Annotated in this window: 28 protein-coding genes; 17 read left to right on the top strand and 11 right to left on the bottom strand. The window is 62.0% G+C overall.

Translation table 11 applies throughout. The annotated features are described in order from the left end of the window. Positions 1–60: 60 nt before the first annotated feature. Both ychF and ACVWYF_RS03960 read right to left on the bottom strand, forming a co-directional pair. Entirely contained in the window at positions 61–1,161 is a 1,101-nt protein-coding gene (gene ychF / locus ACVWYF_RS03955) for a redox-regulated ATPase YchF (RefSeq protein WP_457064836.1), read from the bottom strand. Between the two features lie 224 nt (positions 1,162–1,385). Continuing rightward, on the bottom strand, positions 1,386–1,754 hold the full coding sequence (locus tag ACVWYF_RS03960; protein ID WP_216680562.1) for a DUF3276 family protein: 369 nt from the start codon (positions 1,752–1,754) through the stop codon (positions 1,386–1,388). 275 nt (positions 1,755–2,029) lie between these two features. Between ACVWYF_RS03960 and ACVWYF_RS03965 the strand changes: the two genes are divergently transcribed. From ACVWYF_RS03965 to ACVWYF_RS03985, 5 genes are all read left to right on the top strand, one after another. Continuing rightward, positions 2,030–2,947: a DUF58 domain-containing protein gene (locus tag ACVWYF_RS03965; RefSeq protein WP_457064838.1), complete on the top strand. Its 918-nt coding sequence runs from the start codon at positions 2,030–2,032 to the stop codon at positions 2,945–2,947. Between the two features lie 98 nt (positions 2,948–3,045). Continuing rightward, positions 3,046–3,282 carry a hypothetical protein gene (locus ACVWYF_RS03970; protein ID WP_457064840.1) on the top strand — a complete coding sequence of 79 codons (237 nt, stop codon included), beginning with the start codon at positions 3,046–3,048 and terminating at the stop codon, positions 3,280–3,282. Positions 3,283–3,372: 90 nt separating this feature from the next. Further along, complete coding sequence (locus ACVWYF_RS03975; protein WP_457064842.1) at positions 3,373–3,567, top strand: hypothetical protein; 195 nt, start codon at positions 3,373–3,375, stop codon at positions 3,565–3,567. A 45-nt stretch (positions 3,568–3,612) separates the two neighbouring features. Then, positions 3,613–4,071 (top strand): hypothetical protein, encoded by a 459-nt coding sequence (locus ACVWYF_RS03980; RefSeq protein WP_457064844.1) that lies wholly within the window; start codon positions 3,613–3,615, stop codon positions 4,069–4,071. Between the two features lie 75 nt (positions 4,072–4,146). Further along, positions 4,147–4,320 (top strand): hypothetical protein, encoded by a 174-nt coding sequence (locus ACVWYF_RS03985; protein ID WP_457064846.1) that lies wholly within the window; start codon positions 4,147–4,149, stop codon positions 4,318–4,320. 185 nt (positions 4,321–4,505) lie between these two features. Here the strand turns inward: ACVWYF_RS03985 and ACVWYF_RS03990 are convergent, their stop codons facing one another. Further along, complete coding sequence (locus tag ACVWYF_RS03990; protein ID WP_457064848.1) at positions 4,506–5,267, bottom strand: SDR family oxidoreductase; 762 nt, start codon at positions 5,265–5,267, stop codon at positions 4,506–4,508. Between the two features lie 76 nt (positions 5,268–5,343). Further along, positions 5,344–5,760, bottom strand: coding sequence for a helix-turn-helix transcriptional regulator (locus tag ACVWYF_RS03995; protein WP_457064850.1), 417 nt, complete (start codon positions 5,758–5,760; stop codon positions 5,344–5,346). Positions 5,761–5,887: 127 nt separating this feature from the next. On the opposite strand from ACVWYF_RS03995, the gene ACVWYF_RS04000 reads away from it, so the two are divergent. From ACVWYF_RS04000 to ACVWYF_RS04010, 3 genes are all read left to right on the top strand, one after another. Beyond that, on the top strand, positions 5,888–6,163 hold the full coding sequence (locus tag ACVWYF_RS04000) for a hypothetical protein (protein WP_457064852.1): 276 nt from the start codon (positions 5,888–5,890) through the stop codon (positions 6,161–6,163). A 373-nt stretch (positions 6,164–6,536) separates the two neighbouring features. Beyond that, positions 6,537–7,241 carry a hypothetical protein gene (locus tag ACVWYF_RS04005; protein ID WP_457064854.1) on the top strand — a complete coding sequence of 235 codons (705 nt, stop codon included), beginning with the start codon at positions 6,537–6,539 and terminating at the stop codon, positions 7,239–7,241. Between the two features lie 96 nt (positions 7,242–7,337). Continuing rightward, entirely contained in the window at positions 7,338–8,288 is a 951-nt protein-coding gene (locus tag ACVWYF_RS04010; protein WP_457064856.1) for a DUF3667 domain-containing protein, read from the top strand. Positions 8,289–8,537: 249 nt separating this feature from the next. On the opposite strand, the gene ACVWYF_RS04015 is transcribed toward ACVWYF_RS04010, so the two are convergent. The 5 genes from ACVWYF_RS04015 to ACVWYF_RS04035 form a co-directional block, all read right to left on the bottom strand. Next, positions 8,538–9,509 carry a deoxyhypusine synthase family protein gene (locus ACVWYF_RS04015; protein ID WP_457064858.1) on the bottom strand — a complete coding sequence of 324 codons (972 nt, stop codon included), beginning with the start codon at positions 9,507–9,509 and terminating at the stop codon, positions 8,538–8,540. A gap of 111 nt (positions 9,510–9,620) precedes the next feature. Next, positions 9,621–10,163 (bottom strand): ATP-dependent protease subunit HslV, encoded by a 543-nt coding sequence (gene hslV / locus ACVWYF_RS04020; protein WP_457064860.1) that lies wholly within the window; start codon positions 10,161–10,163, stop codon positions 9,621–9,623. A gap of 181 nt (positions 10,164–10,344) precedes the next feature. Beyond that, a complete protein-coding gene (locus ACVWYF_RS04025; RefSeq protein WP_457064863.1) occupies positions 10,345–12,957 on the bottom strand; it encodes a TonB-dependent receptor in 2,613 nt (870 codons plus the stop codon). A gap of 173 nt (positions 12,958–13,130) precedes the next feature. Beyond that, on the bottom strand, positions 13,131–14,864 hold the full coding sequence (locus tag ACVWYF_RS04030) for a pyruvate dehydrogenase complex dihydrolipoamide acetyltransferase (RefSeq protein WP_457064865.1): 1,734 nt from the start codon (positions 14,862–14,864) through the stop codon (positions 13,131–13,133). A 258-nt stretch (positions 14,865–15,122) separates the two neighbouring features. Further along, positions 15,123–15,746, bottom strand: a complete 624-nt coding sequence (locus ACVWYF_RS04035) for a histidine phosphatase family protein (RefSeq protein ID WP_457064867.1) — start codon at positions 15,744–15,746, stop codon at positions 15,123–15,125. 135 nt (positions 15,747–15,881) lie between these two features. Between ACVWYF_RS04035 and ACVWYF_RS04040 the strand changes: the two genes are divergently transcribed. The 4 genes from ACVWYF_RS04040 (at position 15,882) to menB (ending at position 20,329) form a co-directional block, all read left to right on the top strand. After that, a complete protein-coding gene (locus ACVWYF_RS04040) occupies positions 15,882–16,316 on the top strand; it encodes a hotdog fold thioesterase (RefSeq protein WP_457065085.1) in 435 nt (144 codons plus the stop codon). Between the two features lie 24 nt (positions 16,317–16,340). Continuing rightward, entirely contained in the window at positions 16,341–17,552 is a 1,212-nt protein-coding gene (locus ACVWYF_RS04045) for a chorismate-binding protein (protein ID WP_457064869.1), read from the top strand. A 131-nt stretch (positions 17,553–17,683) separates the two neighbouring features. Next, on the top strand, positions 17,684–19,387 hold the full coding sequence (gene menD, locus ACVWYF_RS04050) for a 2-succinyl-5-enolpyruvyl-6-hydroxy-3-cyclohexene-1-carboxylic-acid synthase (RefSeq protein WP_457064871.1): 1,704 nt from the start codon (positions 17,684–17,686) through the stop codon (positions 19,385–19,387). 117 nt (positions 19,388–19,504) lie between these two features. After that, on the top strand, positions 19,505–20,329 hold the full coding sequence (menB, locus tag ACVWYF_RS04055; protein WP_457064873.1) for a 1,4-dihydroxy-2-naphthoyl-CoA synthase: 825 nt from the start codon (positions 19,505–19,507) through the stop codon (positions 20,327–20,329). Between the two features lie 210 nt (positions 20,330–20,539). Here menB and ACVWYF_RS04060 read toward each other — a convergent pair whose 3' ends face one another. Next, complete coding sequence (locus ACVWYF_RS04060) at positions 20,540–20,731, bottom strand: hypothetical protein (protein ID WP_457064875.1); 192 nt, start codon at positions 20,729–20,731, stop codon at positions 20,540–20,542. A gap of 83 nt (positions 20,732–20,814) precedes the next feature. Between ACVWYF_RS04060 and ACVWYF_RS04065 the strand changes: the two genes are divergently transcribed. Together ACVWYF_RS04065 and ACVWYF_RS04070 are read left to right on the top strand one after the other, a co-directional pair. Beyond that, positions 20,815–21,915 carry an AMP-binding protein gene (locus ACVWYF_RS04065; protein WP_457064877.1) on the top strand — a complete coding sequence of 367 codons (1,101 nt, stop codon included), beginning with the start codon at positions 20,815–20,817 and terminating at the stop codon, positions 21,913–21,915. Positions 21,916–21,918: 3 nt separating this feature from the next. Continuing rightward, positions 21,919–22,761 (top strand): DUF481 domain-containing protein, encoded by an 843-nt coding sequence (locus ACVWYF_RS04070; RefSeq protein WP_457064879.1) that lies wholly within the window; start codon positions 21,919–21,921, stop codon positions 22,759–22,761. A 99-nt stretch (positions 22,762–22,860) separates the two neighbouring features. On the opposite strand, the gene ACVWYF_RS04075 is transcribed toward ACVWYF_RS04070, so the two are convergent. Continuing rightward, positions 22,861–23,556 carry a hypothetical protein gene (locus ACVWYF_RS04075; protein WP_457064881.1) on the bottom strand — a complete coding sequence of 232 codons (696 nt, stop codon included), beginning with the start codon at positions 23,554–23,556 and terminating at the stop codon, positions 22,861–22,863. A gap of 153 nt (positions 23,557–23,709) precedes the next feature. On the opposite strand from ACVWYF_RS04075, the gene ACVWYF_RS04080 reads away from it, so the two are divergent. The 3 genes from ACVWYF_RS04080 to ACVWYF_RS04090 are packed head-to-tail and all read left to right on the top strand — an operon-like array spanning position 23,710 to position 26,147. Beyond that, positions 23,710–24,153: an ABA4-like family protein gene (locus ACVWYF_RS04080; RefSeq protein WP_457064883.1), complete on the top strand. Its 444-nt coding sequence runs from the start codon at positions 23,710–23,712 to the stop codon at positions 24,151–24,153. 38 nt (positions 24,154–24,191) lie between these two features. Then, positions 24,192–25,049, top strand: coding sequence for a hypothetical protein (locus ACVWYF_RS04085; protein WP_457064885.1), 858 nt, complete (start codon positions 24,192–24,194; stop codon positions 25,047–25,049). Positions 25,050–25,094: 45 nt separating this feature from the next. Beyond that, positions 25,095–26,147 carry a sensor histidine kinase gene (locus ACVWYF_RS04090; protein ID WP_457064887.1) on the top strand — a complete coding sequence of 351 codons (1,053 nt, stop codon included), beginning with the start codon at positions 25,095–25,097 and terminating at the stop codon, positions 26,145–26,147. Positions 26,148–26,209: the final 62 nt, after the last annotated feature.

Here is a 26,209-nt window from a genome sequence, read left to right on the forward strand (position 1 = left end):
AAAATCCGTGAACCGAAGGACAGCGAAGCTAAATCCGGAAAAATCCGAGCGAATCCGTGGTCAGACGTTGAAGCGGAAGTGCATGATGTCGCCATCCTGCACCACGTATTCTTTGCCTTCCACAGCCATTTTGCCGGCTTCTTTGATTTTTACTTCCGTCTTGTACTCCTGATAATCCGGCAACTTGATAACCTCGGCGCGGATGAAGCCTTTCTCAAAATCGGAGTGGATAACCCCGGCTGCGGCGGGTGCTTTGTCGCCGCGGTGAATGGTCCAGGCGCGCACTTCCTGCACGCCGGCGGTGAAGTAGGTAATCAGGTTCAGCAGCTCGTATGAGGCGCGAATGAGCTTATTCAGGCCCGACTCCGTGAGGCCGTACTCGCCCAAGAACATTTCTTTTTCCTCGGGGTCTTCCATGTCGGCAATCTGCTCCTCGATGGCGGCCGACACCAGTACGACCTGGGCACCTTCGGCCTTTACGTGCTCGCGCAGGGCGGTAACGTGGTGGTTGCCGTTGCTGGCAATGCTGGCCTCGTCCACGTTGGCCACGTAAATCACGGGCTTTACGGTGAGCAGTTGCAGGTCGGCAATGGCTTCGAGGTCGTCGGCGGTGGCGGCTACGGCGCGGGCATTCTCGCCGGCTTCGAGGGCGGCTTTGAATTTCTGCAGGGCTACCACTTCCTTCTTGGCTACGGCGTCGCCGGCTTTGGCGCTGCGCTCCGATTTCACCAATTTCTTATCGACGCTTTCCAGGTCTTTAAGCTGCAGTTCGGTGTCGATAACGTCTTTGTCGAACACGGGGTCGACGCCGCCGGCAACGTGTACGATGTTGGGGTCGTCGAAGCAGCGCACGACGTGAATGATGGCGTCCACTTCGCGGATGTTGGCCAGGAATTTATTGCCCAGCCCTTCGCCCTTGCTGGCCCCCTTCACGAGGCCGGCAATGTCGACAAACTCGATGATGGTGGGCAGCACGCGCTTCGGGTTCACGAGGGCTTCCAGAATCTGGAGGCGCTCATCGGGCACGGTGATAACGCCCACGTTGGGCTCGATGGTGCAGAACGGGTAGTTGGCCGATTCGGCCTTGGCGTTCGAAAGCGCGTTGAAAAGGGTGGATTTACCGACGTTCGGCAAGCCGACGATACCGCAGCGGAGGCCCATTTTTTGGAATTATGAGTTATGAATTGAGAATTATGCGTTGGCACAATTCGGCCGCAAAGGTACGGCCTGATGCCACGCAAAACGGCGCAACCAAACGAAAGTCTGATTGCGCCGTTTTGGGGTTCTTGTCATGCAGAGCGTAGCGAAGCATCTTTACCGCACAACGCAATCAGTTACTATTGCGGTAAAGATGCTTCGCTACGCTCTGCATGACGGGCAAAGCCCTAGAAGCTGTCGTCGCTGCGGTTGGGGTCGAAGGCGGGGCGCTCCACCTCGCGGCGGGGCTGGTCGCGGTCGTCATATTCGCGGGGACGGTCGAGCTCGGCCACTTCCTCGGGGCTCAGCAGCTCCTCGCGCACGTAGTCCACGGCATCCTGCAAGGCATCCACGAACTTGAGGAAATCTTCCTTATAGAGGAAAATCTTGTGCTTTTCGTACGAGACGGAATCGTCGCCGTTCTGGCGGCGCTTGCTCTCGGTGATGGTCAGGTAGTAATCCTGGCCGCGGGTGGCTTTCACGTCGAAGAAGTACGTGCGCTTGCCGGCTTTAATGCGTTGGGAATAAATTTCTTCCTGGTCGTGACGGTCGTCCACGGCGTTGGGTTGGGGGTATGGGTGGGAAATAGAAACGGTCGGTTGGTTGAAAGGACTAACTTACGAAAGTTGTGGTAAAGATAAACGGTGGGCGGGGTGGCGGTGTTAAAGGCAGGAACGATAAAGAAGAACGTCATGCAGAGCACAGCGAAGCATCTCGCGTGCTTCAACTAATTACTACGATTGGATTACTACCCCACGCAAGATGCTTCGCTGCGCTCTGCATGACGTTTCTTTATAGCCCCGAAAGCCCCCTTCCGTCCCACCACCGCCCCATGCCCCTCGACCTCGCCGCCATTCGCTCCTTCGAGAACCTTGAGTTTCTGGCCCGCCAGCTGGTGGATGGGTTTATTACCGGGCTGCATCAATCGCCCTACCATGGGTTCTCAGTGGAGTTTTCGGAGCACCGGCTGTATAATCCCGGCGAGAGCACGCGGCACATCGACTGGAAGGTTTTTGCCCGCACCGACAAGCTGTTTGTGAAGCGCTACGAGGAGGAAACCAACCTGCGGGCGCACATTCTGCTCGACGTGAGCCCCAGCATGTACTACCCCGCGCCGGGGTTCGACAAGCTGAAGTTCAGTATTCTGGCCGCCGCCGCGCTCACCACGCTGCTCACCCGGCAGCGCGATGCCGTGGGCCTCGTCACCTTCGCCGATACCATTGAGCTGCAAACGCCGGTGCGCTCCACCAGCACCCACCGCCACACGCTGCTGCTGGCCCTGCAACAGTTACTGGAGCGCCCGCCCGCGCCCAAAACGGCCCGGGGCACCGACGTGGCCGGCACAATCCACGCCATCGCGCAGCAGATTCCGAAACGCTCGCTCGTCATCCTGTTCAGCGACATGTTGGGACGCGGTGCCGATGAGCAGGAAGCCGCCCTGGCCGCCCTCCAGCACCTCAAACACCAGCACCACGAAGTGCTGCTGTTCCACGTTCTCGACCGCGCCACGGAGGCCAGTTTCGACTTTGCCGAACGGCCCTATATTTTCGAAGACATGGAAACCGGCCTCGAAATCAAGCTCCAGCCCTCCCAAGTAAAGGAGCAATACCAGGCCGCCATGACGGCCTACGAGCAGGAGCTGGCCCAGCGCTGCGGCCAGCTGCGCATCGATTTCGTGCCCGTGGACGTGCGCGAGCCGTTCGAGAAAGTGCTGTACGCCTACCTGGTAAAGCGCGGCAAGGTGCGGTAGAGCTACTCAACTAGAACGAAAAAGCACGGTCATGCTTCGCGGCGCTCAGCATGACGTTCTGAATAAACAAATACCCCATTCCATCCCCAAACATTCCCGTGTTTTTTCTTCGCCTGCTACTCATTTTAGGGGTTTCGCTGCTCGTCTTCGCGCCCATCACCGGCTACATTGCTTACAACTATGGCCGCTCGTTCTGGCGGTGGTTTGGCATTGGGCTGCTGCTGCCGTTCGTTTCGGTATTTATCGCGCTGTTTATGGCCATGCGCGACAAGTACCGGGAAGAAAAAACCGCCAAGCAACAGCAGCCGCCGCACCGCTGGCCAACGCAACGCTAACCGCACTGGCCAGCTTCACGGCCCGCGCACGGATTGACCGGCCGGCCAGCGGCCGTACCTTTGTGGCGATAGTTATCCCGTGTTAATTCGATGATTGAGGCCCTTATTGTTATTCTGACGCCGCTGTTTTTCATGCCCATCATGACGGCGTTTATGGCGTATAGCCACGGCCGCTCGTTCTGGCGGTGGTTTGGCATTGGGTGTGCCCTGCCGTATGTGTCGCTGTTCGTGGTGATGTTCGTGGTACACCGCGACAAGAAAAAAGTGGCCCTGGCTACTGCCTAAGCCGCTTTTGCAACTGATTTCCCTTACTTACTTCTTCCCCTTTTTATGTACCAAACGCTTCTCGTTCTGCACTCCTGGTCCCGCTGGTTCGTGCTCGTTTTCGGCCTCATTGCCGTGTACCGCGCCTACGTGGGCTACTCCGGCCGCCGCCCCTTCGTGAGTGCCGACAACGGCATGAGCGCCGCTTTCTCGGGCTTTATGTGGTTGCAGGTCATCATCGGCCTGGGCCTGTATTTCGGCCTCAGCCCCTACGGCCTGAAGGCCATGAAGCAGGCCGGGGCCATGCACGACCCCACCACCCGCTTCTTCGGCATGGAGCACGTCGTGGTGATGATTCTGGCCGCCATTGTGGCGCAGGTGGGCCGCATCGCCGTCAAGAAAACAGCCGACAGCACCCAGAAGCACCGCAAGGCCCTGCTCTACTTCGGCGTGGCGCTGCTGCTGGTGCTGCTCATGATTCCGTGGGGCATCTGGAACCCGGCCCGGCCATTGTTTCGGTTTTAAGTCTTATGTTTGAGGCGCTACGTATATGCCGTAGCGCCTCCGCTATATTGCCCGCACCCTTTTGTTGTTCTGCCCGTGTCATCCGCGCCGAAACGTTCGTATTCCGTTGAAGACTTCTCGGAGCTAATCAGCTCCCGCATTCAACAACTGGAAAGCACCCAGGAGGCCCGCCAGCGCTACGGCTCCCTGCTGGCCGTGCTGCGCCAGCAGGTCGATTCCTACCGGATGCGGCGGGCGGGCGGCAAATAGCCCGGTTTTAAAACCTTCTCAGAAACCAAAAAGCCTTCCCGCTACGCAGCGGGAAGGCTTTTTTTGTGACATTGCCCCGGTCCGACCGCCCTAGGCGGTCCGACCGGTTGTTGTAAGCACGTTCGGGTAAACAACGGCAACCGGTCGGACCGCCTAGGGCGGTCGGACCGGCCCGGTTACGCTCCCTACACGAACATGCCGCCCGAGGCTTCCAGGCGCTGGGCATTCACCCAGCGGGCTTCCTCGGTGCAGAGGAAGGCCACCACACCGCCGATGTCGTCGGGCTGGCCGGTGCGGCCGAGGGCAGTTTGGGAGGCCACGAAGGCGTTGAGCTGAGCGTTGTCGCGCACGGCCCCGCCGCCGAAATCGGTTTCGATGGCGCCGGGGGCCACCACGTTGGCGGCGATGCCGCGCGCGCCCAGCTCCTTGGCCTGGTAGCGGGTCAGGACTTCGATGGCCCCCTTCATGGCGGCGTAGGCCGACGAGCCGGGCAGCGCAAACCGGGCCAGCCCCGACGAGATGTTGATGATGCGCCCGCCATCGGCCAGCAGCGGCAGGGCCTTTTGGGTGAGGAAGAAGGGGCCTTTGAGGTGAATGTTCAGCACGGCATCGAACTGGGCCTCGGTGGTGTCGGCGAAGGCGGCGTGCAGGCCGGTGCCGGCGTTGTTTATCAGGAAATGGAACTGCTCGGCCTGAAAGGTGTCGTGCAGCGTGGTTTTGACCTGGGCGAAGAAGGCATCGAAGCCGGCCACGTTAGATGCATCGAGCTGCAAAGCGGCGGCTTGCTGGCCCAGGGCCTGGATTTCGGCCACCACGCCGGCGGCTTCGGCCTGCTGGCTGTGGTAGGTGAGGATGACGCTGATGCCTTTTTGGGCGAGGGCGAGGGCCATGTTTTTGCCCAGGCCACGGCTGCCGCCGGTGACGAGGGCGATTTTGGAAGTGCTCATCGGATTCAATTGGTTGGGGTGAATGATGAGGCAAAGGTCCGGCCCCGGCCGCCGGGTTTATGGTGAGTAGTTCCGTTTAAATGGTGACAGCTTCCGGAATTTCGGCCCGTTGGGCGGCCCAGGCCTGCTCGCGGTACTGCTTGGGCGTGCAGCCCTGAAAGCGCTTGAAGAACTTGGTGAAGTTGGAGGGGTCGAAGGTGAGGGTGGCGGCCACGGCGGCCACGGTGTGGCGCGGCTCCAGCAACAGCGCACGGGCCGCATCCATGATGCGGGCCTCGAAATAGAAGCACGGCGAATGGCCGGTGGTGAGCTTGAGGGTATTGCTCAGGTGCGTGGGGTGGATGCAGAGCCGGGCGGCCAGGTCGCGCACTTCCCACATCTCGGTGGCCCGGCCGGCCACGATGTCGGCGACGTGCTGGTCGACTTCGCGCCGGAAATCGGCGGTGATTTCGTGCTGGCGGGCCAGGAGTTTTTTGGGGAGGGGGGTGGGCATGGGGAGACGTTACGAATTATAAGTCGTACAAAATCAGAACGTACTTATCCGAATTAAACAACTTTATATTTTTATTGAACCGGCAAAAATTATTTATAGTTTTTCTATCTTAATCCAAACCCATAACATGAAAAAGCACGTCCAAGATTTTGAAGGTTTTTTTGCAACTGCAAAGCACGATGCTCCTGTAATCGGCTCTCTTGCTAAGGAACTACTAGCAAAGGGAGCGACTATCAACCCAACGAATACGCAGCTTTATTATGCAATTAATGAGCTGATAAGCCAGAATGAGGAATTGACTGTGAAAGTGACCCAGATTCAAACTGTTTTTGAGGACTTCCTTAAAAACTCTGGAGCCAATCCTGCACAGGTTCAAGCTTGGCTTGCAAAGCTTCCCAAGTAGTTGCTTGCTATTACCTTCCAAACCCGGCCATTCCACTTGCGGGAAGGCCGGGTTTGGCGTTTAGGAGAGCCATCCAAACGTTTGGTAAGGCACAATTGGCCCCAAAACCTCCCTTCCAAACGTCTGGAAGGAACAATTAGCCCCAAAACCCGGCTTCCAAACGTTTGAAAGGCACATTTGGCCTCAAAACTCCCCTTCCAAACGTTTGGAAGGCACAATTAGCACTCAATCCTCCCTTCCAAACGTTTGGAAGGAACAATTGGCCCCAAAACCCGACTTCAAACGTTTGGAAGCCGAGTTTTGGGGCCAATTGCTTAGCCGGCCGGCTAATTTTCCTACCTTGCCGGCCAACCACTTACCCAATTCCTACCTCATGTTCTTACCCTTTCTCAAAAACCCGTTCGCTACCAAAAACCTGGCCCGCGAAAACTTCCGCGACCTCATGGCCGGCACCCTCACCCGGATGGCCGGCCAGAACAAAACCGGCCTCTACACGGCCCAGATAGCCGCCCTGCAACCCCACCACGATGCCTACGCCGCCCTCCTCGGCGACCAGGACGTGACCGTGGGCGCGCGCGGCGGCAACACCGACGCCGTGGAAAAGCTGCGGACCGAATTCAAGGAGTTTGCCAAAAAAGAGCTGCTCGTGGACGTGGCCTACGTCTTCGGCCGCCAGAAGCCCAACCCCCAGGCCCTGGCCGAGTTCCTGCCCAAGGGCCGCTCCGAGTACAGTAGCGCCACGCTCCTGACCCTGCCCACGCTGCTCGACCGCGTGGCCACCCTCACCACCACGTATAAGGCCGACCTCGGGACCGCCCTGGCCACCCGCGCCGCCCAATTCAAGGCCGACTACCAGGCCGCCCGCGATACCCAGGGTGAGCGCAAAGGCGAAGTGCAGGGCGACAGCAAGGAGGAAAAGAAGCTGCGCAAAGCCGCCGCCCGCCAGCTCAAGCTGAATTTATTGGAGCAATTGAAGCTGCACATCGACACCCCCGACGATGTAATGGCACTGTACGACCCGAAGATTTTCACGCAGCCCGCGAAGGCACCCGCTACTGGCTCCGGCCCGGCCGCCTAGCCTGTTCCGGCCGCAGCCCACACAGCCCACCTGGCATTTGCCGGGTGGGATTTTTCGCTTTAATTTGCCTACGCACACCTTTTTCTATACTGCAAAATGGACCTGACGACTACGCCCGACCTCACTGCCTGGGTCGCTGTGAATGCCGCCGAAGCGGCCCCGCCCATCCTGCCGCCCGGCCACGCCCACCCCACGGCCTGCCTCAACTGCGGCCACGCCGTGCCGGACCGGTACTGCGGGCGCTGCGGACAGGATGCCCACCACACGCACCGCCTCACGCTGAAGGACATGCCCCACGACGTGCTGCACAGCATCTGGCACGTCGATAAAGGCATTATTTACACCCTGAAGACGATGGTGCTACGGCCCGGCCCCACCATTCGGGCCTACCTGGCCGGCCAGCGCGTCGACCATTTCCGGCCGCTGTCGCTGCTGTTTCTCATCACCGGCCTCTACGCCCTGCTTTTCTCGGTGCTGCACATCGACATGATGCCGCCCAGAGACCATACCATGCCCGAGGCGGTATACCAGATGCAGCGCTCCTTCAGTACGTTTTTCATGAAGTACCTGACTTGGTGCTACCTGGCCACGGTGCCGGCCTGGGCGCTGGCGGCCCGCTTGTTTTTGCGGCGCGGCGGCTACAACTACGCCGAATGCCTCATTATCGCCGCCTTTATCACGGCCATCAACAACTTCATCACCCTGCTGCTGCTGCCCATTACTTACGCCTACAGCGGTACGCCTCGGATTCAGACGTTCAGCTTCTACGCGCTGCTACTGGTGATAGCCTATGCCTCATGGGCCTACGGCAGTTTGCTTAATCACACCATCATCAGCCGGCTGGGCCGCCTCTGGCGCGGCTTCCTGACGTTTATGCTGGGCTACTTCATCCTCACTATAGTAGCTGTAATTTTGATATTCACCCTGAGCTGGTCCAGCTTCAAGCAGTCGATAATGCAGCAGGCCAAAGCCAAACAGGAGCAGCAGAAGCAAAAGACCAAGCAGGCCCGTAGCGTCGCGCCCACCCCCGTCCCGCCGCTCCGGTAGCCCCAGGACGTCGTGCAAAAAGCCCGTCGCGGCACCAGCAACGGGCCAGCGTAAACCCAAAAGAGCCGGCCGCTGATGAAGCGGCCGGCTCTTTTGGGTTTACGCTGGCGCGGGGCTTTGCCCCGTGTCTACTATTGACAGGCCGCTGGCCTGCTCGCCCGCGCAATTATCACAGACATCGTCCCACGACTACAGGCCGGAGGCCTACTAATAATCGTCACGGGGCAGAGCCCCGCGCCATCCGCTCGATTACTGCCCCAGTACGATGGCAAACACCAGCGGCGCGACAATGGTAGCGTCGCTTTCGATGATGAATTTGGGCGTGTCCTGGCCCAGCTTGCCCCAGGTGATTTTCTCGTTCGGCACGGCCCCGGAGTAGCTACCGTAGCTGGTGGTGGAGTCCGAAATCTGGCAGAAGTAGCCCCACAGCGGCACGCTGGTGCGGCCCAGGTCCTGGTGCAGCATGGGCACCACGCAGATGGGGAAGTCGCCGGCAATGCCGCCGCCAATCTGGAAGAAGCCTACTTTGCTCTCGTCGGTGGCCTGCTGGGTGTACCAGTCGGCCAGGTAAATCATGTACTGAATGCCCGTGCGCATGGTATGCACGTTCTTGATATCGCCCGAAATAACGTGGCCCGCGAAGATGTTGCCGAGCGTGGAATCTTCCCAGCCGGGGCAGATAATGGGCAGATTTTTCTCGGCGGCGGCCAGCATCCAGGAGTCTTTGGGGTCAATCTGGTAGTACTGCTCCAGCTCGCCGCTCAGCAGAATCTGGTAGAAAAACTCGTGGGGGAAATACGACTTGCCCTCGGCATCGGCCTTCTCCCAGAACTTGAGCACAACGTGCTCCAGGCGGCGCATGGCCTCTTCCTCGGGGATGCAGGTATCGGTCACGCGGTTCATGTGGCGCTCCAGCAGGGCCTGCTCGTCGGCGGGCGTGAGGTCGCGGTAGTTGGGCACGCGCTCATAAAAGTCGTGGGCCACGAGATTGAAGATGTCCTCCTCCAGGTTGGCCCCGGTGCAGCTGATGATTTGCACCTTATCCTGCCGAATCAGCTCGGCCAGCTGAATGCCCAGCTCGGCGGTGCTCATGGCCCCGGCCAGGGTAATCATCATTTTGCCGCCTTCGGCGAGGTGCTTGTTGTAGCCATCGGCCGCGTCGATGAGGGCAGCGGCGTTGAAATGGCGGTAATGGTGGCGGAGGAAATTGGAAACTTGCATTGAGGGAAATGGGGGAATTGGGGTTGTTTTCCGGGTTATATTAAACGGTCATGCTTATCTGGCGTACGCGCAGCCGAAGCATGACCGTTCTATTTCAAACGATGATAAGCGCTAAGAAGGCGACTCAATCATCAAATTATGATTGGTGTAGATGCAGATATCGGCCGCGATGTGCAGGCCTTCTTCCACCATCTGGCGGGCCGTTAAATGCGGCGCGTGCTTCTTGAGCGCCAGCGCGGCGGCCTGGGCATACATGGCGCCGGAACCGATGGCGGCCACGTCGGAATCGGGTTCCAGTACGTCGCCGGTGCCGCTGAGGATGAGCAGCTCGTCCTTATCGGCCACCACCATCATGGCTTCCAGCTTGCGCAGGTACTGGTCTTTGCGCCAGTCTTTGGCCAGCTCGATGGCGGCCCGCTTGAGGTTGCCGCCGTAGCTGACCAGCTTCTCCTCGAAGCGGTCGAGTAGCATGAAGGCATCGGCCGTGGAGCCGGCAAAACCGGTCACGACTTTGCCCTCCTGGAGCTTGCGAATTTTGCGCACGTTGTTTTTGGCGACGTGCTTGTCCATGGTGGCCTGGCCGTCGGCCCCGACGGCTATTTCGCCATTGTGCCGGATGCCGAGGACGGTAGTAGAGCGGATTTTTGCTTGCATAAGGCCGCAAAAATACAACGCCGCCGGTGGGCGGCGGCAGAACGAAAAAAGAACGTCATGCAGAGCGCAGCGAAGCATCTCTACCGCGCAAGTAATCCATTCGATAGGATTACTTGCGCGGTAGAGATGCTTCGCTGCGCTCTGCATGACGGACTAAAACCCGATTCCTTCGCCCCCGTCCCTACTGCTTGCTCACGCGAAATTGCAGCTTGGCGAACAGGAAACGGCCGTTGCTGCCCATCTGCACGGCATCCCAGGCGCCGCCGTTTTCGGTGGCCTGGGGGTTGAAGAAGGTGGGGTACACGTTGAAGAGGTTGGACGAACCCACCGACAGGCGCAGCTGGTTGGTGAGGGCGTAGGACAGGGCCACGTCGGTGGTGAGGTGGTCGCGGTAGGGGTTCGGGTCACCGTTGTAGTCATACAGCAGGACGTGGCCGAACTGCACCAGCCGCACCAGCGCCCCAAAGCGGCCCACGTTGTAGTCGAAGGTCAGGTTGATTTTATACGGCGGGGCCGAGGCTTTCACGAATGCCTGCTCGCGCTGGCCGAAAAAGGTCTCCTCCTTGCCAGCCAGCAGCGTCGTGGTTTTGGCCTCGCCCACGATGAGCAGGCGGTTGAGGTTGGCGGCCAGCGTGGTAGTGAGGCGGCCCGGCCCCACGGTGATGGTGTTGGCCAGCACGGCATCCAGCCCCCAGGTGTCGGTCGAAACGGCGTTGGCGAAGAACTGGGCCTGGCCCACGTTCAAGCTTTGCAGCAGGGGGCCGATTTTATCGTCGTCATCGGCAAAGGTGCCCGTGAGCACAATCCGGTCCTTGATGTGAATGTAGTAGCCGTCTACCGTGAAGCTGAGCACCGAGCCGGCCCGGCCCGTGAAGCCCACGCTGGCCGACTGCGACCGCTCCTGCGTGAGGGCCGGAATGCCCACCGCCCGCGACACCGGCCCGTTGTTGCGGTCCAGCAGAATATCCACTGGCTTACCGCCCACTACGTTGGTGAATACGGTATTGAAATTCACCTGCGCCAAAGAAGGCGCGCGGAAACCCGTACTGATGGTGCCGCGCAACGAGAAGGTTTCGCTCAACTTGAGGCGGGTGGCCAGCTTGCCCGTCACGCTGCTGCCAAAATCAGAGTAGTTCTCAAACCGCACCGCGCCGGCCAGCAGGAAAGCCTTGGTCACGTCCAACTCGGCATCGGCGTACACGCCGATGTTGTTGCGGCTGGCCTTCAGCTCGTTTTTGGGCTGAAAACCGGGGAAGCCCTGCGAACCCGCCGGCCGGTTTGAGGCCGGCGCGTAGTTGGCGTAAGACCCTTGCTCGCCGGCGAATATCTGGTACCACTCGCGGCGGTATTCGGCCCCCACCGCCACGTTCAGGCCCTCAAGCACGGTTTTGTAGTTGCGGCTCAGGTTCAGGTTCACCACGTTTTGCTGGAGCTGGAAGCCGCCGGCATCAAACGTGGTGGGCGACTTGCTGCCCAACGAGGCGTTCAGCGTATTGGTCACGCCGTAGTGGAAGCGGTTCGAGCCGAAGCCCTCGCTCAAATCCACATCGAAGCCCCCAAACGTGCCGCGCAGGCCCACCGCCCCGTGGGCATCGGTAAGGTTGCTGGTGATGATGGGGTCGAAGCCGTTGGGATAAAGCTTGGCGTTGCTGCGGGGGTTGCGCACGCTCACCGTAATCGTATCCAGGCCACTGATGTAGGTGCTGTCCGACATTGGGAAGCGTGTGTAGGCGTAGGCCTCGCCCTTGCGGAAGTTCACGCCGCCAAAGGCGTAGGCGTAGAGGTTGTCGTTGATGGGCAGCTTGCTGTTGAGGTAGGCCGAGGTATTGCTGGCCTTGGGGTCGCCGTATTCGCGGCGCTGAATGCCGTCCGGGGCCGGTACGTTGGCCCGTTGGGTGTGCTGGCGCTGGTTGTAGTCGAGGGTCGCGTTCACGAAGCCGCCCTTGCCCACGCCCACCCCGTAGTTGAGGTTGGCGTTGAAGTTGCCGCCGTCGAATTTCTTGTCATCGAAGCGGTACTTGGCGCTGTACGCCCCGTAGTTCACATTGGCGGTTAGCTCGTTCACGCTGGTTTTCAGTACGATGTTAATAACGCCCGCGATGGCATCGGAGCCGTACTGGGCCGAGGCTCCGTCGCGCAGAATCTCAATCCGCTCGATGCTGGCGGCCGGAATCGTGTTCAAATCGGTGCCGGTGTTGCCCCGGCCCCGGCTGCCAAACAGATTCACGAGGGCCGACTGGTGCCAGCGCTTGCCGTTCACGAGCACCAAGGTCTGGTCAGGGCCGAGGCCGCGCAGGCTGGCGGGGTCTACGTGGTCGGCGCCGTCGGCCCCGGTCTGGCGGTTCGAGTTGAAGGACGGGGCCACGAATTGCAGCAGCTGGTTCACGTCGAGCTGGCCGGTTTTGGCCGTCACCTCCCGCACGTCGATGATGTCGACCGGCGAGGGCGAATCCGTGACGGAGCGGTTTTGGCTGCGCGAGCCCACCACCTGCACGGCATCGAGGCTGGTGCTGCTTTCGGCCAGGGCCACGTTGAGTCCGCTGCCGCCCGCTACCTCCTGGTTGGCATAGCCCAGCGAGCTGATAACCAACTTCGGGGCTGCCGTACGGGCTCGCAGCGTAAACCGGCCGCTGGCATCGGTGGAGGTGCCGTTGTTGGTACCCTTTTCCACCACGGTAGCCCCGATTATGGGCTGGCCAGCGGCATCTTTTATCTGGCCGGTGAGGGTAGTGCTTTGGCCCCAAGCCATGCTGCTAACGAGGCAGATTGGAGCAATTAGTAGACTTTTATTCATGGTCAGGACAGTTGTTAAAGGATGAGCTAAGTGTGGCGGAGGGTTGAAAGGGTGAGTTTCAACTTTCGCAAGCTAACTATTAAGGGCATAAAAAAACCAGCCCCAATGGGCTGGTTTTTTTAAAATATTAGCTAAACCCCTTATGTTACCAACGGGGTTTGTGCGTTTTTTCCTCAAATCATAAGTCGCATGGGGTCTTCCAGCAGGCTCTTCAGCGTTTGCAGGAAGGCCGCGCCGGTAGCACCGTCCACCACGCGGTGGTCGCAGCTCAGCGTCACCTTCATGATGTTACCGATAGCCAGCGCGCCGTCCTTCACGATGGCGGTTTGCTTGATGCCGCCCACGGCCAGGATGCAGGCGTCGGGCGGGTTGATGATGGCGGTAAATTCATCAATACCGAACATGCCCAGGTTCGAAATGGTGAAGGTGCTGCCCTCCCACTCGGCGGGTTGGAGCTTTTTGCTCTTGGCTTTGCCGGCCAGCTCTTTCACTTCGGTGGCGATGGTGGCGAGGCCTTTCTGGTCCGCGTTGCGAATCACGGGCACCAGCAGGCCTTCGTCCACGGCCACGGCCACGCCGATGTTGATGACTTTGTTCTGACGGATTCGGTCGCCGAGCCACGAGGAGTTCACGGCCGGGTGCGAGCGCAGCGCAATGGCTGCCGACTTCAGCACCAGGTCGTTGAAGCTCAGTTTCACCGGCGACAGCTCGTTGAGCTTCACGCGGACTTCCATGGCCTTGTCCATGTTGATTTCCATCGTGAGATAGAAATGCGGGGCCGTAAACAGGCTTTCGGAGAGGCGCTTGGCAATCACCTTGCGCATCTGCGATACCGGGGTATCGGTGTAGGTATCGGTCGAGGCCGGGGCGCTGGCAGCGGGAGCCGCCTGCGGGGCCGGAGCAGCTGCCGGAGACGTAGCGGCCGGGGCGGGCGTAGCAGCCGGAGCAGCTTGCGGCGCGGGAGCGGCAGCAGCGCCGGGCTGGAAGTTCTCCACGTCGCGCTGAACAATGCGGCCGTTATCGCCGCTGCCTACTACCTGCGAGAGGTTGATGCCTTTCTCCTTGGCAATGCTTTTGGCCAGCGGCGAGGCCAGAATGCGGCCGTTGTTGGCGGGCGCGGCGGCAGGTGCAGCAGGAACTCCGATAGCGGCTGGAGCAGGAGCAGCGTCGGCGGCGGGAGCAGCCAGGGCAGCGACCGGAGCCGGAGCCGAACCACCGCCGAGCAGCGCCTGAATATCAGCCCCTTCCTCGCCGATGATGGCCAGAACACCGTCAACGGCAACGGCTTCGCCGGCTTTGGGGCCGGTATAGAGCAGGATGCCGTCTTCGTAGTTTTCGAGTTCCATGGTGGCTTTGTCGGTTTCGACTTCGGCCAGGATGTCCCCGGATTTAACTTTATCACCCACTTTCTTGAGCCAGGCCGCGATGGTCCCTTCGGTCATCGTGTCGCTCATTTTGGGCATGCGGACCACGGTGGCTTTCTTGCCATTGGCGGGCGCGGCCTGAGCGGCTGGCGCGGCGGCAGCGGGTGCGGAAGCCGGGGCAACAGCGGGTGCCGGAGCAGCTTCCGGGGCTTTGGGAGCTTCGGCGGCGGGGGCCGGGGCGGGCGCGGCTACAGCAGGAGCCGCACCGCCGCTCTGCCCGTTCAGCAGGCCGGAAATGTCTTCGCCCTCCTTGCCCACGATGGCCAGAATGCCATCAACCGGCACGGAATCTTTCTCTTTCGGGCCGATGTAGAGCAGGATGCCGTCTTCGTAGTTTTCGAGTTCCATGGTGGCTTTGTCGGTTTCGACTTCGGCCAGGATGTCCCCGGATTTAACTTTATCACCCACTTTCTTGAGCCAGGCCGCGATGGTCCCTTCGGTCATCGTGTCGCTCATTTTGGGCATTTTTATGATTTCGGCCATCGGATATAGAAGCGCTAGAGTTGAGAAGGCCAAAATTAGCCGGAAAAGTTGGCGGGGGCAATGTTATTATGGGTAGAATGTACGGACTTGTTCACAATAAGGAGCAAGCTGGTCCTACGTGGTCAAAACAACGGTCATGCTGAGCGCAGCCAAAACATCTTGCCCGCATCGACTTCACGATTGAATTACTATCCCAAGCGAGAGGCTTCGGCTGCGCTCAGCATGACGTTTCTATTCTAGCCCCAATTACTTCCAAAATCAGCCCGCCACCTGCAAATGCGACACGTCCAGGAAATTCTTGATGGTGAACACCGAGCCGGTATATTCCAGCTTGTACAGGCATAAGTTGCTGTGCTCGAAGCCTTCCATGCAGCTGAGCGGATAGTTAAGCAACTGGCAGAGCATGACGCGCATGGCTCGGCCGTGCATGCAGACGAGGACGGTTGCTTCGGCCTCCCGCGCCTTCAGCAGCTCGATAAACGGGCGCTGGCGGGCGGCCACTTCCTCGGGGCTTTCGCCGCCGGTGAGGCGGGCGTGGGTATCGCCGGCCACCCAGCCGGCCAGCACCTGGCGGTATTCGGCGTCCTCCTCCACGGTGATGCGGGTGCCTTCGCGCACGCCCCAGCTGATTTCGTTGAGGCCGGCGTGGGCCTCGTGGGGCAGGCCGAGGTCGAGGAACTGCTGCACCGACTCCTGGGTGCGGCGCAGGGCCGAGGTGTATACCTTATCGAACGGTACCTGGCCATAGGCCGCGAAGAACTGGGCGGCCTGGCGGCGGCCGGTGTCGTTCAGGCTGGAATCCACGCCGCTGCCCTGCACGATGCCGCGCACGTTGAAATCGGTCTGGCCGTGGCGCAGCAGGAAGATGGTCCGGGGCCTCACTTTCGGGGTAGTTTTGCGTAACAATCGGTCAACAATTCCTCAAAGTACGGAGTTTAAACCCCAACCGTTGACCTTTACGCCCCCTATCATTCACCGATGAGCGCAGCCCCTACGGCCGCTCCCCTGCCCCACTCCATGAATCTGGAAGAAGTAAAGCGCTGGACGGCCTCCCGCCCCACCCTGGCCGATGCCCTCGGCATGGAAATCACCGCCGTGACCGACGAGTACATTGAAGGCCGGATGCCCGTGGATGGCCGCACCCACCAGCCCATGGGCCTGCTGCACGGCGGGGCCTCGGTGGCTTTCGCCGAAACCCTGGGCAGCATTGCCGCCGCCCTGCGCGTGGACCGCAGCAAGCAGGCCTGCGTGGGCCTCGAAATCAACGCCAACCACCTCAAGGGCGTGCGCGATGGCTGGGTGCTGGGTCGCGCCACGCCGGTCCACATCGGCCGCAGCACGCAGGTGTGGGAAATCCGTATTTCGCACGAAGAAACGGGGGCGCTGGTCTGCATCAGCCGCATTACGATGGCGGTGATTGACTTGCCGGCGGCTACTCCCAAGGCGGTTTAAATGCAGGCGGGTCCACTTCGATATTTGCCCTGGCCAACGGCGGCCTCGGGGCTGGATGCCCCGGCCCGGCTGCGGCACCTCGTGGCCGGCGCGCTGCGCACCAGCCGCCCGCTGGCCCTATGGCGCGAGCCCGGCGCGGCGCAGCCGCAGTTGCTGGTGGCCCGTTCCCTCGAAGCCGCCTACACCGGCCTGCCGCCCGCCCTCGATGCCCAGGCACCGGCCGGCTTCGCCTTCTTCCCGTTCCGCGATTCGGACCACAACCCGGCCCTGTTCCTGCCCGCCGACGTGGGCTACGACCTGGCCCGCCCCGAAGCCGTGACCGTGGCCCCCGCCGCCCGCGAGCTGGTGCCCAACCTCACCGCCTGGCTGAACCTGCCCACGCCAGCCGAGCTAGCCTGGCACTACGGCCCGCAGCCCGCCCCGCCTGCCGCCACCGAGGCCGAATACACGACGCTGGTGCGGCGCGGCGTGGCCGCCATCGAGGCCCGCGAAGTGGTGAAGGTGGTGAGCTCGCGCGCCGCGCGCCGCCCGCTGCCGCCGGGCTTCGACCCGCTGGTGGCGTTCGCGGAACTGAGCGAGAAATACCCCCGCGCCTTTGTGTCGCTGGTGAGCGTGCCGGGCGTGGGCACCTGGTTGGGAGCCTCACCCGAGGTGCTGGCCGAGGTCACGGCCGATGGGCAGTTTCATACCATGGCGCTGGCCGGCACGCAGCCGCTGGTGCCGGGCACGCGGCCCCAGGAGGCCATCTGGCGGCAGAAGGAGATTGAGGAGCAGGCGCTGGTGGCCCGCTACATCGTGAGCTGTTTCAAGCAGCTGCGCCTGCGCGAGTACCACGAAACCGGCCCGCGCACCGTGGCCGCCGGGCAGCTCCTGCACCTGCGCACCGACTTTGAAGTGGACTTGCAGAACGTGCCTTCCCCGTCGCTGGGCACCGATATGCTGCGGCTGCTGCACCCCACGTCGGCCGTAGGCGGCATGCCCAAAACGGCCGCGCTCGATTTCCTGCGCCGCCACGAGGGCTACGACCGCGCCTACTACAGCGGCTTTCTGGGGCCGGTGAACGTGGCCGCGCCCGGCATCGCCCGCCTGTTTGTGAACCTGCGCTGCCTTCAGCTGCGTCCCACCGAAGCCATTCTCTACGCCGGCACCGGCCTCACCGTCGACTCGGACCCGGCCCGCGAGTGGCAGGAAACGGAAATGAAATTGCAGACCGTAGGCGCAGTTTTGAACGAATAAACGTACGGTCATGCTGAGCGCAGTCGAAGCATTTCTCCCTCGATGCTAATCGAATTAATTGCGCGGCAGACATGCTTCGACTGCGCTCAGCATGACGTTCTTTTCACTACCTGAACTAACAAAATCCGCCCATGCAGGCCGTTTATAACATCGCCGAAATCTGCGCCCGCCACGGCATTACCGATGTGGTGCTTTCGCCCGGCTCGCGCTCGGCCCCGCTCACGCTAGCCTTTGTGCGGCACCCCGATTTGAACGTGCGCGTGGTGCCCGATGAGCGGGCCGCCGCCTTTATCGGCCTCGGCATTGCGCAGGCGCAGCGGCGAGCCGTGGCGCTGGTCTGCACGTCGGGCACGGCGGGGCTGAACTACGCGCCGGCCGTAGCGGAGGCCTTTTTTCAGCAAATCCCGCTGGTGATTTTCACCGCCGACCGGCCGCCGGAGTGGATTGACCAGCTCGACGGGCAGACCATCCGGCAGCACAACCTCTACGGCGCGCACGCCAAAGGCGCGTTCAAGTTTCCGGTCGATACTGCCCACCCCGATGCCAAGTGGCATTCGGCGCGCATCGTGAACGAGGCCATTAACCTGGCGCAGGCCGCGCCCGCCGGGCCGGTGCAGGTGAACGTGGCGCTGCGGGAGCCGTTTTATCCGAAAGCAGGCGAGGTAATTGGGTATGATAAGGATGTGAAGATTATTCGGGAATACGCTTCTAATGCCACCATTTCTCCAGCCGAAATCCTAGATTTGCGTCAGCAACTGCGGGCGGCGGGCCACGTAGTGGTGGTAGCCGGCCAGCAGCCCGGCAACTCTGGGCTACTGGCGGCACTCTACGAATTTGCGAAAGCCCGACAGGTGCCGGTGGTAGGCGATATCATTGCCAATGTAGGCGAGGTTGCGGACGTGCAGCGGCAGGATATTTTTCTGGCGGGCCTGAACAAAAACGACAAAGCCATACTGAAGCCGGATTTGCTTATCACCTTCGGTCAGTCGCTGATTTCCAAAAGCCTGAAATTGTTTCTGCGCGATGCGGCCCCGGCCCAGCATTGGCACCTGCAAGCCGCTGGCGAAGCGGCCGATACATTCCGCTCGCTGACGCGGGTGATACGAGTGCCACCTGCGGTATTCTTCCAGCAGTTATCGGAAGGAGCGGTCAAGAACCAGCCCATCGAAACTGCCGCCTGGCAGGAGGTCGATGCCGCTGCGGCTAATTTTTTGGCGCATTTTTTTGCAACTGAAGCACCTGCATTCAATGAGTTCTCGGCTTTCCGACACGCCTTGGCGGCCCTGCCGGAAACCCTTGCTCTGCACCTCGCCAACAGCATGGCCGTGCGCTACGCCAACATCCTGGGCATTCCGCAAGGCAAGCAGGTTGAAGTTTTCGCTAACCGGGGCACCAGTGGCATCGACGGCTGCACCAGCACCGCCGTGGGCGCGGCCCTGGCTCAGCCCCAGCGTCCGGTAGTCCTCCTCACCGGCGATGTGGCTTTTTTCTACGACCGCAACGCCTTCTGGCACAACTACGCCACGCCCAACCTGCGGGTGGTCCTGTTCAACAACCACGGCGGCGGGATTTTCCGCATCATCGACGGGCCACGGCAGCAGCCGGAGCTGGAGGAGTTTTTTGTGACGCGCCAACTGCTGACGGCCGAGAATACAGCCAAGGATTTTAACCTGCGCTACTTCCCGATTTCATCGTTCGGAGAACTAGAAGCCGCGCTACCGGTTTTCTTTGCAGCTGAGACCGGCGCGGCCATTCTGGAAGTCTTCACCGACTCGAAGACCAACGCGGCGTTTTTTGAGGAATACCGTAGTGCGGTAAAACAAGCTTTTTCTTAACCATCTCTGCGTTTCTTCTGCGTTTTTCCTCTGCCACTTCTGCGGTGAATGACGGCTTCACCGCAGAAGTGGCAGAGGAAAAACGCAGAAAAAACGCAGAAGGCAAACTTTTCTCCCATGAGTGAACCCATCAGTTGGACCCCGATTAAGGAGTTCAAAGAAATTCTCTTCACGCAGGCCGGCGGCATCGCCAAAATCAGCATCAACCGGCCGCAGGTACACAACGCCTTCACGCCGCTCACGGTGCAGGAGATGATTGAGGCCATGCGGATGTGCCAGGACCGCACCGACATCGGCGTCATCATCCTCACCGGCGAGGGCGGCCGGGCCTTCTGCTCGGGCGGCGACCAGAGCGTGCGTGGCCACGGCGGCTACGTGGGCGAGGACACCGTTCCCCGCCTCAACGTGCTGGAATTGCAGAAAATCATCCGCTCCATTCCCAAACCGGTCATTGCCATGGTGGCGGGCTGGGCCATTGGCGGCGGCCACGTTTTGCATGTGGTATGCGACCTGAGCATCGCGGCCGACAACGCCCGTTTCGGCCAGACCGGCCCGAACGTGGGCTCGTTCGATGGCGGCTTCGGGGCTTCTTACCTCGCCCGCGTGGTGGGCCAGAAAAAGGCCCGCGAAATCTGGTTCCTCTGCGACCAGTACGACGCCCAGGAAGCCCTCGACATGGGACTAGTGAACAAAGTGGTGCCGCTGGATAAGCTGGAAGAAACCACCGTGGCCTGGTGCCACAAGATTCTCCAGAAAAGCCCGCTCTCGCTGCGCATGCTCAAATCGAGCTTCAATGCCGAGCTGGATGGACAGGCCGGCATTCAGGAGCTGGCCGGCAACGCCACGCTGCTCTACTATCTCTCCGATGAAGCCAAGGAAGGCCGCAATGCTTACATGGAAAAGCGTCAGCCCGACTTCTCGAAATTTCCAAAATTCCCGTAAGCCCCGTCCGGAGCTTCGCTAAAAAGCGCGTCTGTTTTCTACCTCCCGGTAGAAAACAGACGCGCTTTTTTAAGTAATTATATGCTCCGGTCCGACCGCCCTAGGCGGTCCGACCGGTTGTCGTCAGGACGTAATCGGTGGTGCTTCAATCGGTCGGACCGCCTAGGGGGGTCGGACCGGTAGTGCTGATTTATGTGCCCTTAGAAGACGCTAGTAGCTGAACCCTATCGCATGCAGGCACGCGCACCAGCTGAAAAAATACCGCCGGTCGTCCTGCTTGCGCTGCTTTTTGATGGCTTTGGCGCGGGCCTTGATTTCGGAGCGCTCGAAGCGGCGGATTTGGGGGGGCGAGCTGCCAACTGCGGGAGCCACGGCAGCGGCGAATTGCGGGTGGGATTGCATGGCGCTGAGGGAAGTAGTTGGATTGTAATAATACGGAATTTTTACCGGAGAATCAACCCCGCCGGCGGGTGTAATTTTGCCGCATGACTGCCCCCCTGCCCACTTCCCTCCTGCTCAACGGCCGCGAATACGCCTACGCCGCCCTCCGCGAATACCCCGCCCGGCTTGATGCGCCCGTGAACGGCTACGAGGCCCGGGTGCTGGATTTTGTGCGGCAGTGGCTGAACGGGACGCAGGAATTTGCCCTCACCACGTCGGGCAGCACGGGGCCGCCCTCGCCCATCGTGCTGCGGCGGCGGCAGCTGGAAGCTTCGGCCCGCCGCACGGCCGATTTCTTCGACCTCGGCCCCGGCGACCGGGCGCTGGTCTGCCTCAACTGCGAGTACATCGGGGGCATGATGATGCTGGTGCGCGGGCTGGAGCGCAATATGCACCTGACCATCGTGGAGCCGCACGCCGACCCGTTTGCCTACGTGGCTGCCGAAGCAGAATTCGACTTTTCGGCTTTCGTGCCCTTGCAGCTGAAGGCCGTGCTGGCGGCCGGCCACGCCGCGCGGCTCGATAAAATGAAGTCGTTTCTAATTGGCGGCGCGCCGGCTGATGCGGCGCTGACGCAGGAGCTGCAGCCGCTGAGAGCCGCCGCGTGGCTGACGTATGGCATGACGGAAACCTGCTCGCACGTAGCCCTGCGCCGCCTCAACGGCCCGCAGGCCGGCCCCACGTTCCGGGTGCTGTCGGGCATCGCGGCGGGGCAGGACGAGCGCGGCTGCCTCACGCTGCGCGGCGACGTGACCGACGACCAGCTCATCATCACCAACGACGTGGTGCAGCTGCTCGACGCGCACACGTTTGAGTGGCTGGGCCGGGCCGATTTTATCATCAACTCGGGCGGCGTGAAGGTGCCGGCCGAGAAAGTGGAGCTGGTGCTGGACGTGGCGCTGGCCGAAATCGGGGCGGCGCGGCGCTGCTTTGTGGCGGGCCAGCCCGATGCGCGGCTGGGCCAGGTGGTAACGGCTTTTATTGAAGGAAAGGCGCTGACCGGAGACGAGGAAGGCCAGCTCAAAACCCTGCTGGCGGCCCGCCTGGGGCGCTACGAGCAGCCCCGGCAGTTCGCTTACCTGCCCGAGTTTCAGATGACGGCCACGGGCAAGCTCAACCGGGCGGCCACGCTGCGCACGCTGTAAGGCATGAAATTCGGTTTTTTACTCAGCCTGCTGGGGCTGCTGGCCAGCCTGGCGGCGCAGGCCCAGGTGCCGGACTCGACCGGTACGGCCGCGCCCGATTCGGCGGTGGTAAATAGTGCGGGCAGCCTTGCGCCGCCGCCGGGCGGGCTGCCTTCGGCCGAGTTTGAAACCTATAATGTGGACGGCACCGGGGTGCGCTACACGGCAGCCCTCACCGGCCTCTACACCACGGGCACGGTGGAGCGGGTGTATTTCAGCACCAGCCACACGGGTGGCTTCACCACGGGGCACTGGCAGTTTCCGGCGGCCCTGAGCTACAGCTACGGCCGGCAGGAAGGGGCGCTGCGCGAGCGGGAACTGCTGCTGCTCAGCACGCCAGATTACCACCGGGGACGGTGGAAATTTTACGCGCTGGGCGAGTTTGAAAGCAGCAACCTGCGCGCCATCGACCGCCGCGTGGTGGCCGGCGGGGGCGTGGGCTACCAACTCTATGCCGACACCCTCAGCAACGAGGCAGCCGTGAGTACGTTTCTGCTCAATGAGCGCACCGACTACAATGCCGAGCCCGATTTTTCCCGGCATGTGGTGCGCAGCTCTACCCGCCTCAAGCTGCGCCTGAAACGGGGCGTGTTCAGCGCGTCGGAGTTGTTTTTTTATCAACCCAGCCTGCGCGACCCCGGCGGCGACTACCGCCTAAACAGCGCCACCGTGCTGGCCTTCAAGCTCTACCAGCACCTGGCCCTGAACCTGGCCTACTCGTTTTCCTACGAAAGCGTGGTGGTGCAGGACCGCAGCCGGGCCAATGGCACGCTCTCAGTGGGCTTCGCGTACAGCACGGGCAAGTAGGCTGGAGCGCGGACTTTTAGTTCGCGTCCCCGCGTCGCTAATACTCGTTCGGGTTTCGTTCGGGTTTCGTTCGGGGACGCGAACTAAAAGTTCGCGCTACTAGCGCATATTGGTTTGGGTGAAGAGCGGTTCCTTGTCCTTCATCACCTTGAATAATTCGCCCAGAAACAGGTTGGCGCGCAGGTAAAACACGGGGCCGTTCAATTCTTTCTGGATGGCGACGGGGATGAACACCGGCTGCCGCCAGCCCAGTCCCGTGCCCACGCCGCCCCAGCGAAACACGCGGTACTGGGCGGCCAGCGTGGGCTCCACGATGCCCATGAAGTCGCGCGGGGTTTTGTCGAGGTCGCCATCATCGGCTTCGTAGAGCACGTAGGTCGAGCCTAGGCCGAGCTGCAGGTTGGCGCTGAGCTCCCAGCGGCGGTTTTCGAGCAGCACGTAGCCGGCGTAGGCGGCCAGGTAGCGGAAGCGGATTTCGGCGTCGGCATCCTCGGCGGCGTTGTCGGGCTTGGCCTGGCGCGAGGGCACGCCCGTGCTCAGGAAGTAGATGGCCGCGCCGGTGCGGAAACGGCTCTTGAACTCGATGCCCAGCTTGAGGCCGTTGATGGTGGTGAAATGGTGGTTGAGGATGGAATAGCGGGAGTCGTACTGCACCACGAAGCGGTTGTGCGGCAGGCGCACGATGTTGGGCCGGCGCACGGCCGAGTCGGGCCGGGCCGGCTCCACGGCCTGCGCCCACGCGCCCACCGGCAGCAGGCCCACACTCAACCACACAAGGCGTAACAACCACCGCATAACAAACCAAAAAACCGACCAACGGCAAAGGTCGGGAATTTCACCCGGCCACAACCGCTGCTTCGCCCGGTTGTTTGGCCGCTTCGCCCCGAAACGGCTGGCGCACCCACAGGGTTGGCCGCTAGCTTTGAACAACTTCTTCGCCCTGCTCCCATGCTTACGCCCGATTTTCTGTTTTCCCTCGCCAACCCCGTGGCCCTGCTGGGCTGGGCGCTGATGGTGCTGGCCCCGCGCTGGCGCGGTACCCGCGCCGGGGTGCTCAGCGGCGCGCTGCCCCTGCTGCTGGCCGCCACCTACGCCGGGCTCATTGCCGCGCACTACCTGGGGCCGCACGGCGGCGAAGGCGGTTTTCAGTCGCTGGATGCGGTGGCGGCGCTGTTCCGCGACCGGTGGGCGTTGCTGGCCGGCTGGGTGCATTACCTCTGCTTCGATATGTGGACCGGCGCGTGGGAAACCCGCGACGCCCAGCGGCGCGGCGTGCCGCACGGGCTGCTGGTGCCGTGCCTGCTGCTCACGTTCCTGTTCGGGCCGGTGGGGCTGCTGCTGTATTTCGGGGTGCGGAGCCGGTACCCGGAGCCCGCCGCTGATGCCCGATAGTTGCTCATTCAAATCACCTGCCTCACTGCTTTTCACCCATGAAAACCACCTTGCTTTCGACGGCTGACTTTTCGCTGCTCAGCGCCCTGGCCCCTTCCGCCACCACCGTGGGCGATGCCCTGCGGCTGCTGCACCGCGTGAACCCCGTGCTCTCGTACACGGGCTGGCTGAACGTGGCCCTGGCCGTGCTGGCCCTGACGCTGCTGCCCCTCGACCACCGCCTCGTGACCGGGGCGCTGGTGTGGGCGAAGCCGCTGAAATTTGCCCTCTCCATCACGGCCTTTGTCTGGACGCTGGGCTGGCTGCTGGCCGACTTGCCAGCGGCGGCCCAGCGCAGCGTGTCCGTCATCAGCTGGGGCGTGGCCGTGAGCATGGTGGTGGAGCAGGCCGTGATTTTTGCGCAGGCGGCGCGGGGCACTTCCTCGCACTACAACAATACCACGGCGCTCAACGCCATCCTGTTCGGGCTGATGGGCGTGTTTATTCTGGTGAATACCCTGATGAGCGTGTGGGCCCTGTACCTGGCCTGGCGCTACCAGCCATTCGGGCCGGGCGGCTACGTGTGGGGCCTGCGGCTGGGGCTGCTGGTGTTTGTGGTGGGGAGCGTGCTGGGCGGCTTCATGATTCATAACCAGCAGCACACCGTGGGCGCGCCCGACGGCGGCCCCGGCCTGCCCGGCCTGGGCTGGAGCAACCGCGCCGGCGACCTGCGCATTGCCCATTTCCTGGGCATGCACGCCTTGCAGGTGCTGCCGCTGCTGGGCTGGAGCCTGAGCCGCGTGCTGCCGCAGCAGGCCACCGGCCTCACCTGGGCGGGGGCGGCGCTGTATGCCGGCGCGGTGGCCGGGCTGTTTGCCCTGGCAATGGCGGGGCGGCCGCTGTGGGCCGGGCAGTAGGCGGCGCACTACTTTTGACTGCTCACCAAGCCCCGCCGCCCGCCCATGCCTGCCCTGAACGACCGTCGGTTTCTGCTGGGAGGCATTCCGCTGCTGAGCTTCATTATCGCCGTGGTTAACCTGCCCACCGGGGCGTACGGGCGCTGGCCGCTGGTGCTGGCACATTGGGCCATTTCGCTGTACTTCACCACGGGCTACTGGCTGGCCAACCGGCAGCTGTGGATGGCGCTGCTGGCCCGCTTTCCCAGCCCGGCCCAAACACCGCGCCGCCTCTGGCTGCTGGCCGGCCTGGCCCTGCTGGTGACGGCCGCCACGTCGGTGCTGCTGGCGCTGCCGCTGCACGCGCTGCGGCCCAACGACTTCCCACTGACACTGCCGGCGCTGCTGGCGCAGGTTCGGTTCAGCCTGGTGCCCACCGTGGCCGTGCTCACGCTCTACGAAACCATGTATTTCTTTGAGCAGTGGAAGACCAGCCTGGGCCGCGCCGAGGAGCTGGGCCGCGCCCAGAACCAGGCCCAGCTGGAGGCCCTGCAAAGCCAGCTCGACCCGCATTTCCTGTTCAACAACCTCAATACCCTCTCGGCCCTCATCGAGCCCGCCAACGCCCCGGCCCAGGATTTTGTGGAGCAGCTGGCCGACGTGTACCGCTACGTGCTGCTGGCCCAGGGCCGCGCCACCGTGCCGCTGGCCGAGGAGCTGGCCTTCATCGAAACCTACCTGGCGCTGCACAAGGCCCGGTTTCGGGACAATCTGCGGGTCGAAATCAGCGTTGCGCCCGCCGCCCTGGCCGGGCACGTTGCGCCCCTCAGCGTCCAGCTCCTGGTAGAAAATGCCCTGAAGCACAACGTGGCCTCGCGCGAGCACCCCCTGCACCTGCGGCTACTCGTCGCGGCCGATGCGCCGGATGCGTTGGTGGTCGAAAACACCTTGCGGCCGCGCACGGCCGGCCTTGCCCCCGGCACGGGCACGGGCCTGGCCAACGTGCGCCGCCGCTACGAGCTGCTGGGCGCGGCGCAGGCCGTGGAGGCCGGCGTGGCCGGGGAATTGTTTCGGGTGCGGCTGCCGCTACTAGCCGCGCCCCAAGCCGAGAAGAGCTAATCGGAGCTCAGGTTTGCCAAACTTGAGTTCCGGTTTGCTGAAACTGAGTCCGGATTTGCCAA

It is taken from the genome of Hymenobacter sp. UYAg731, assembly GCF_054061335.1.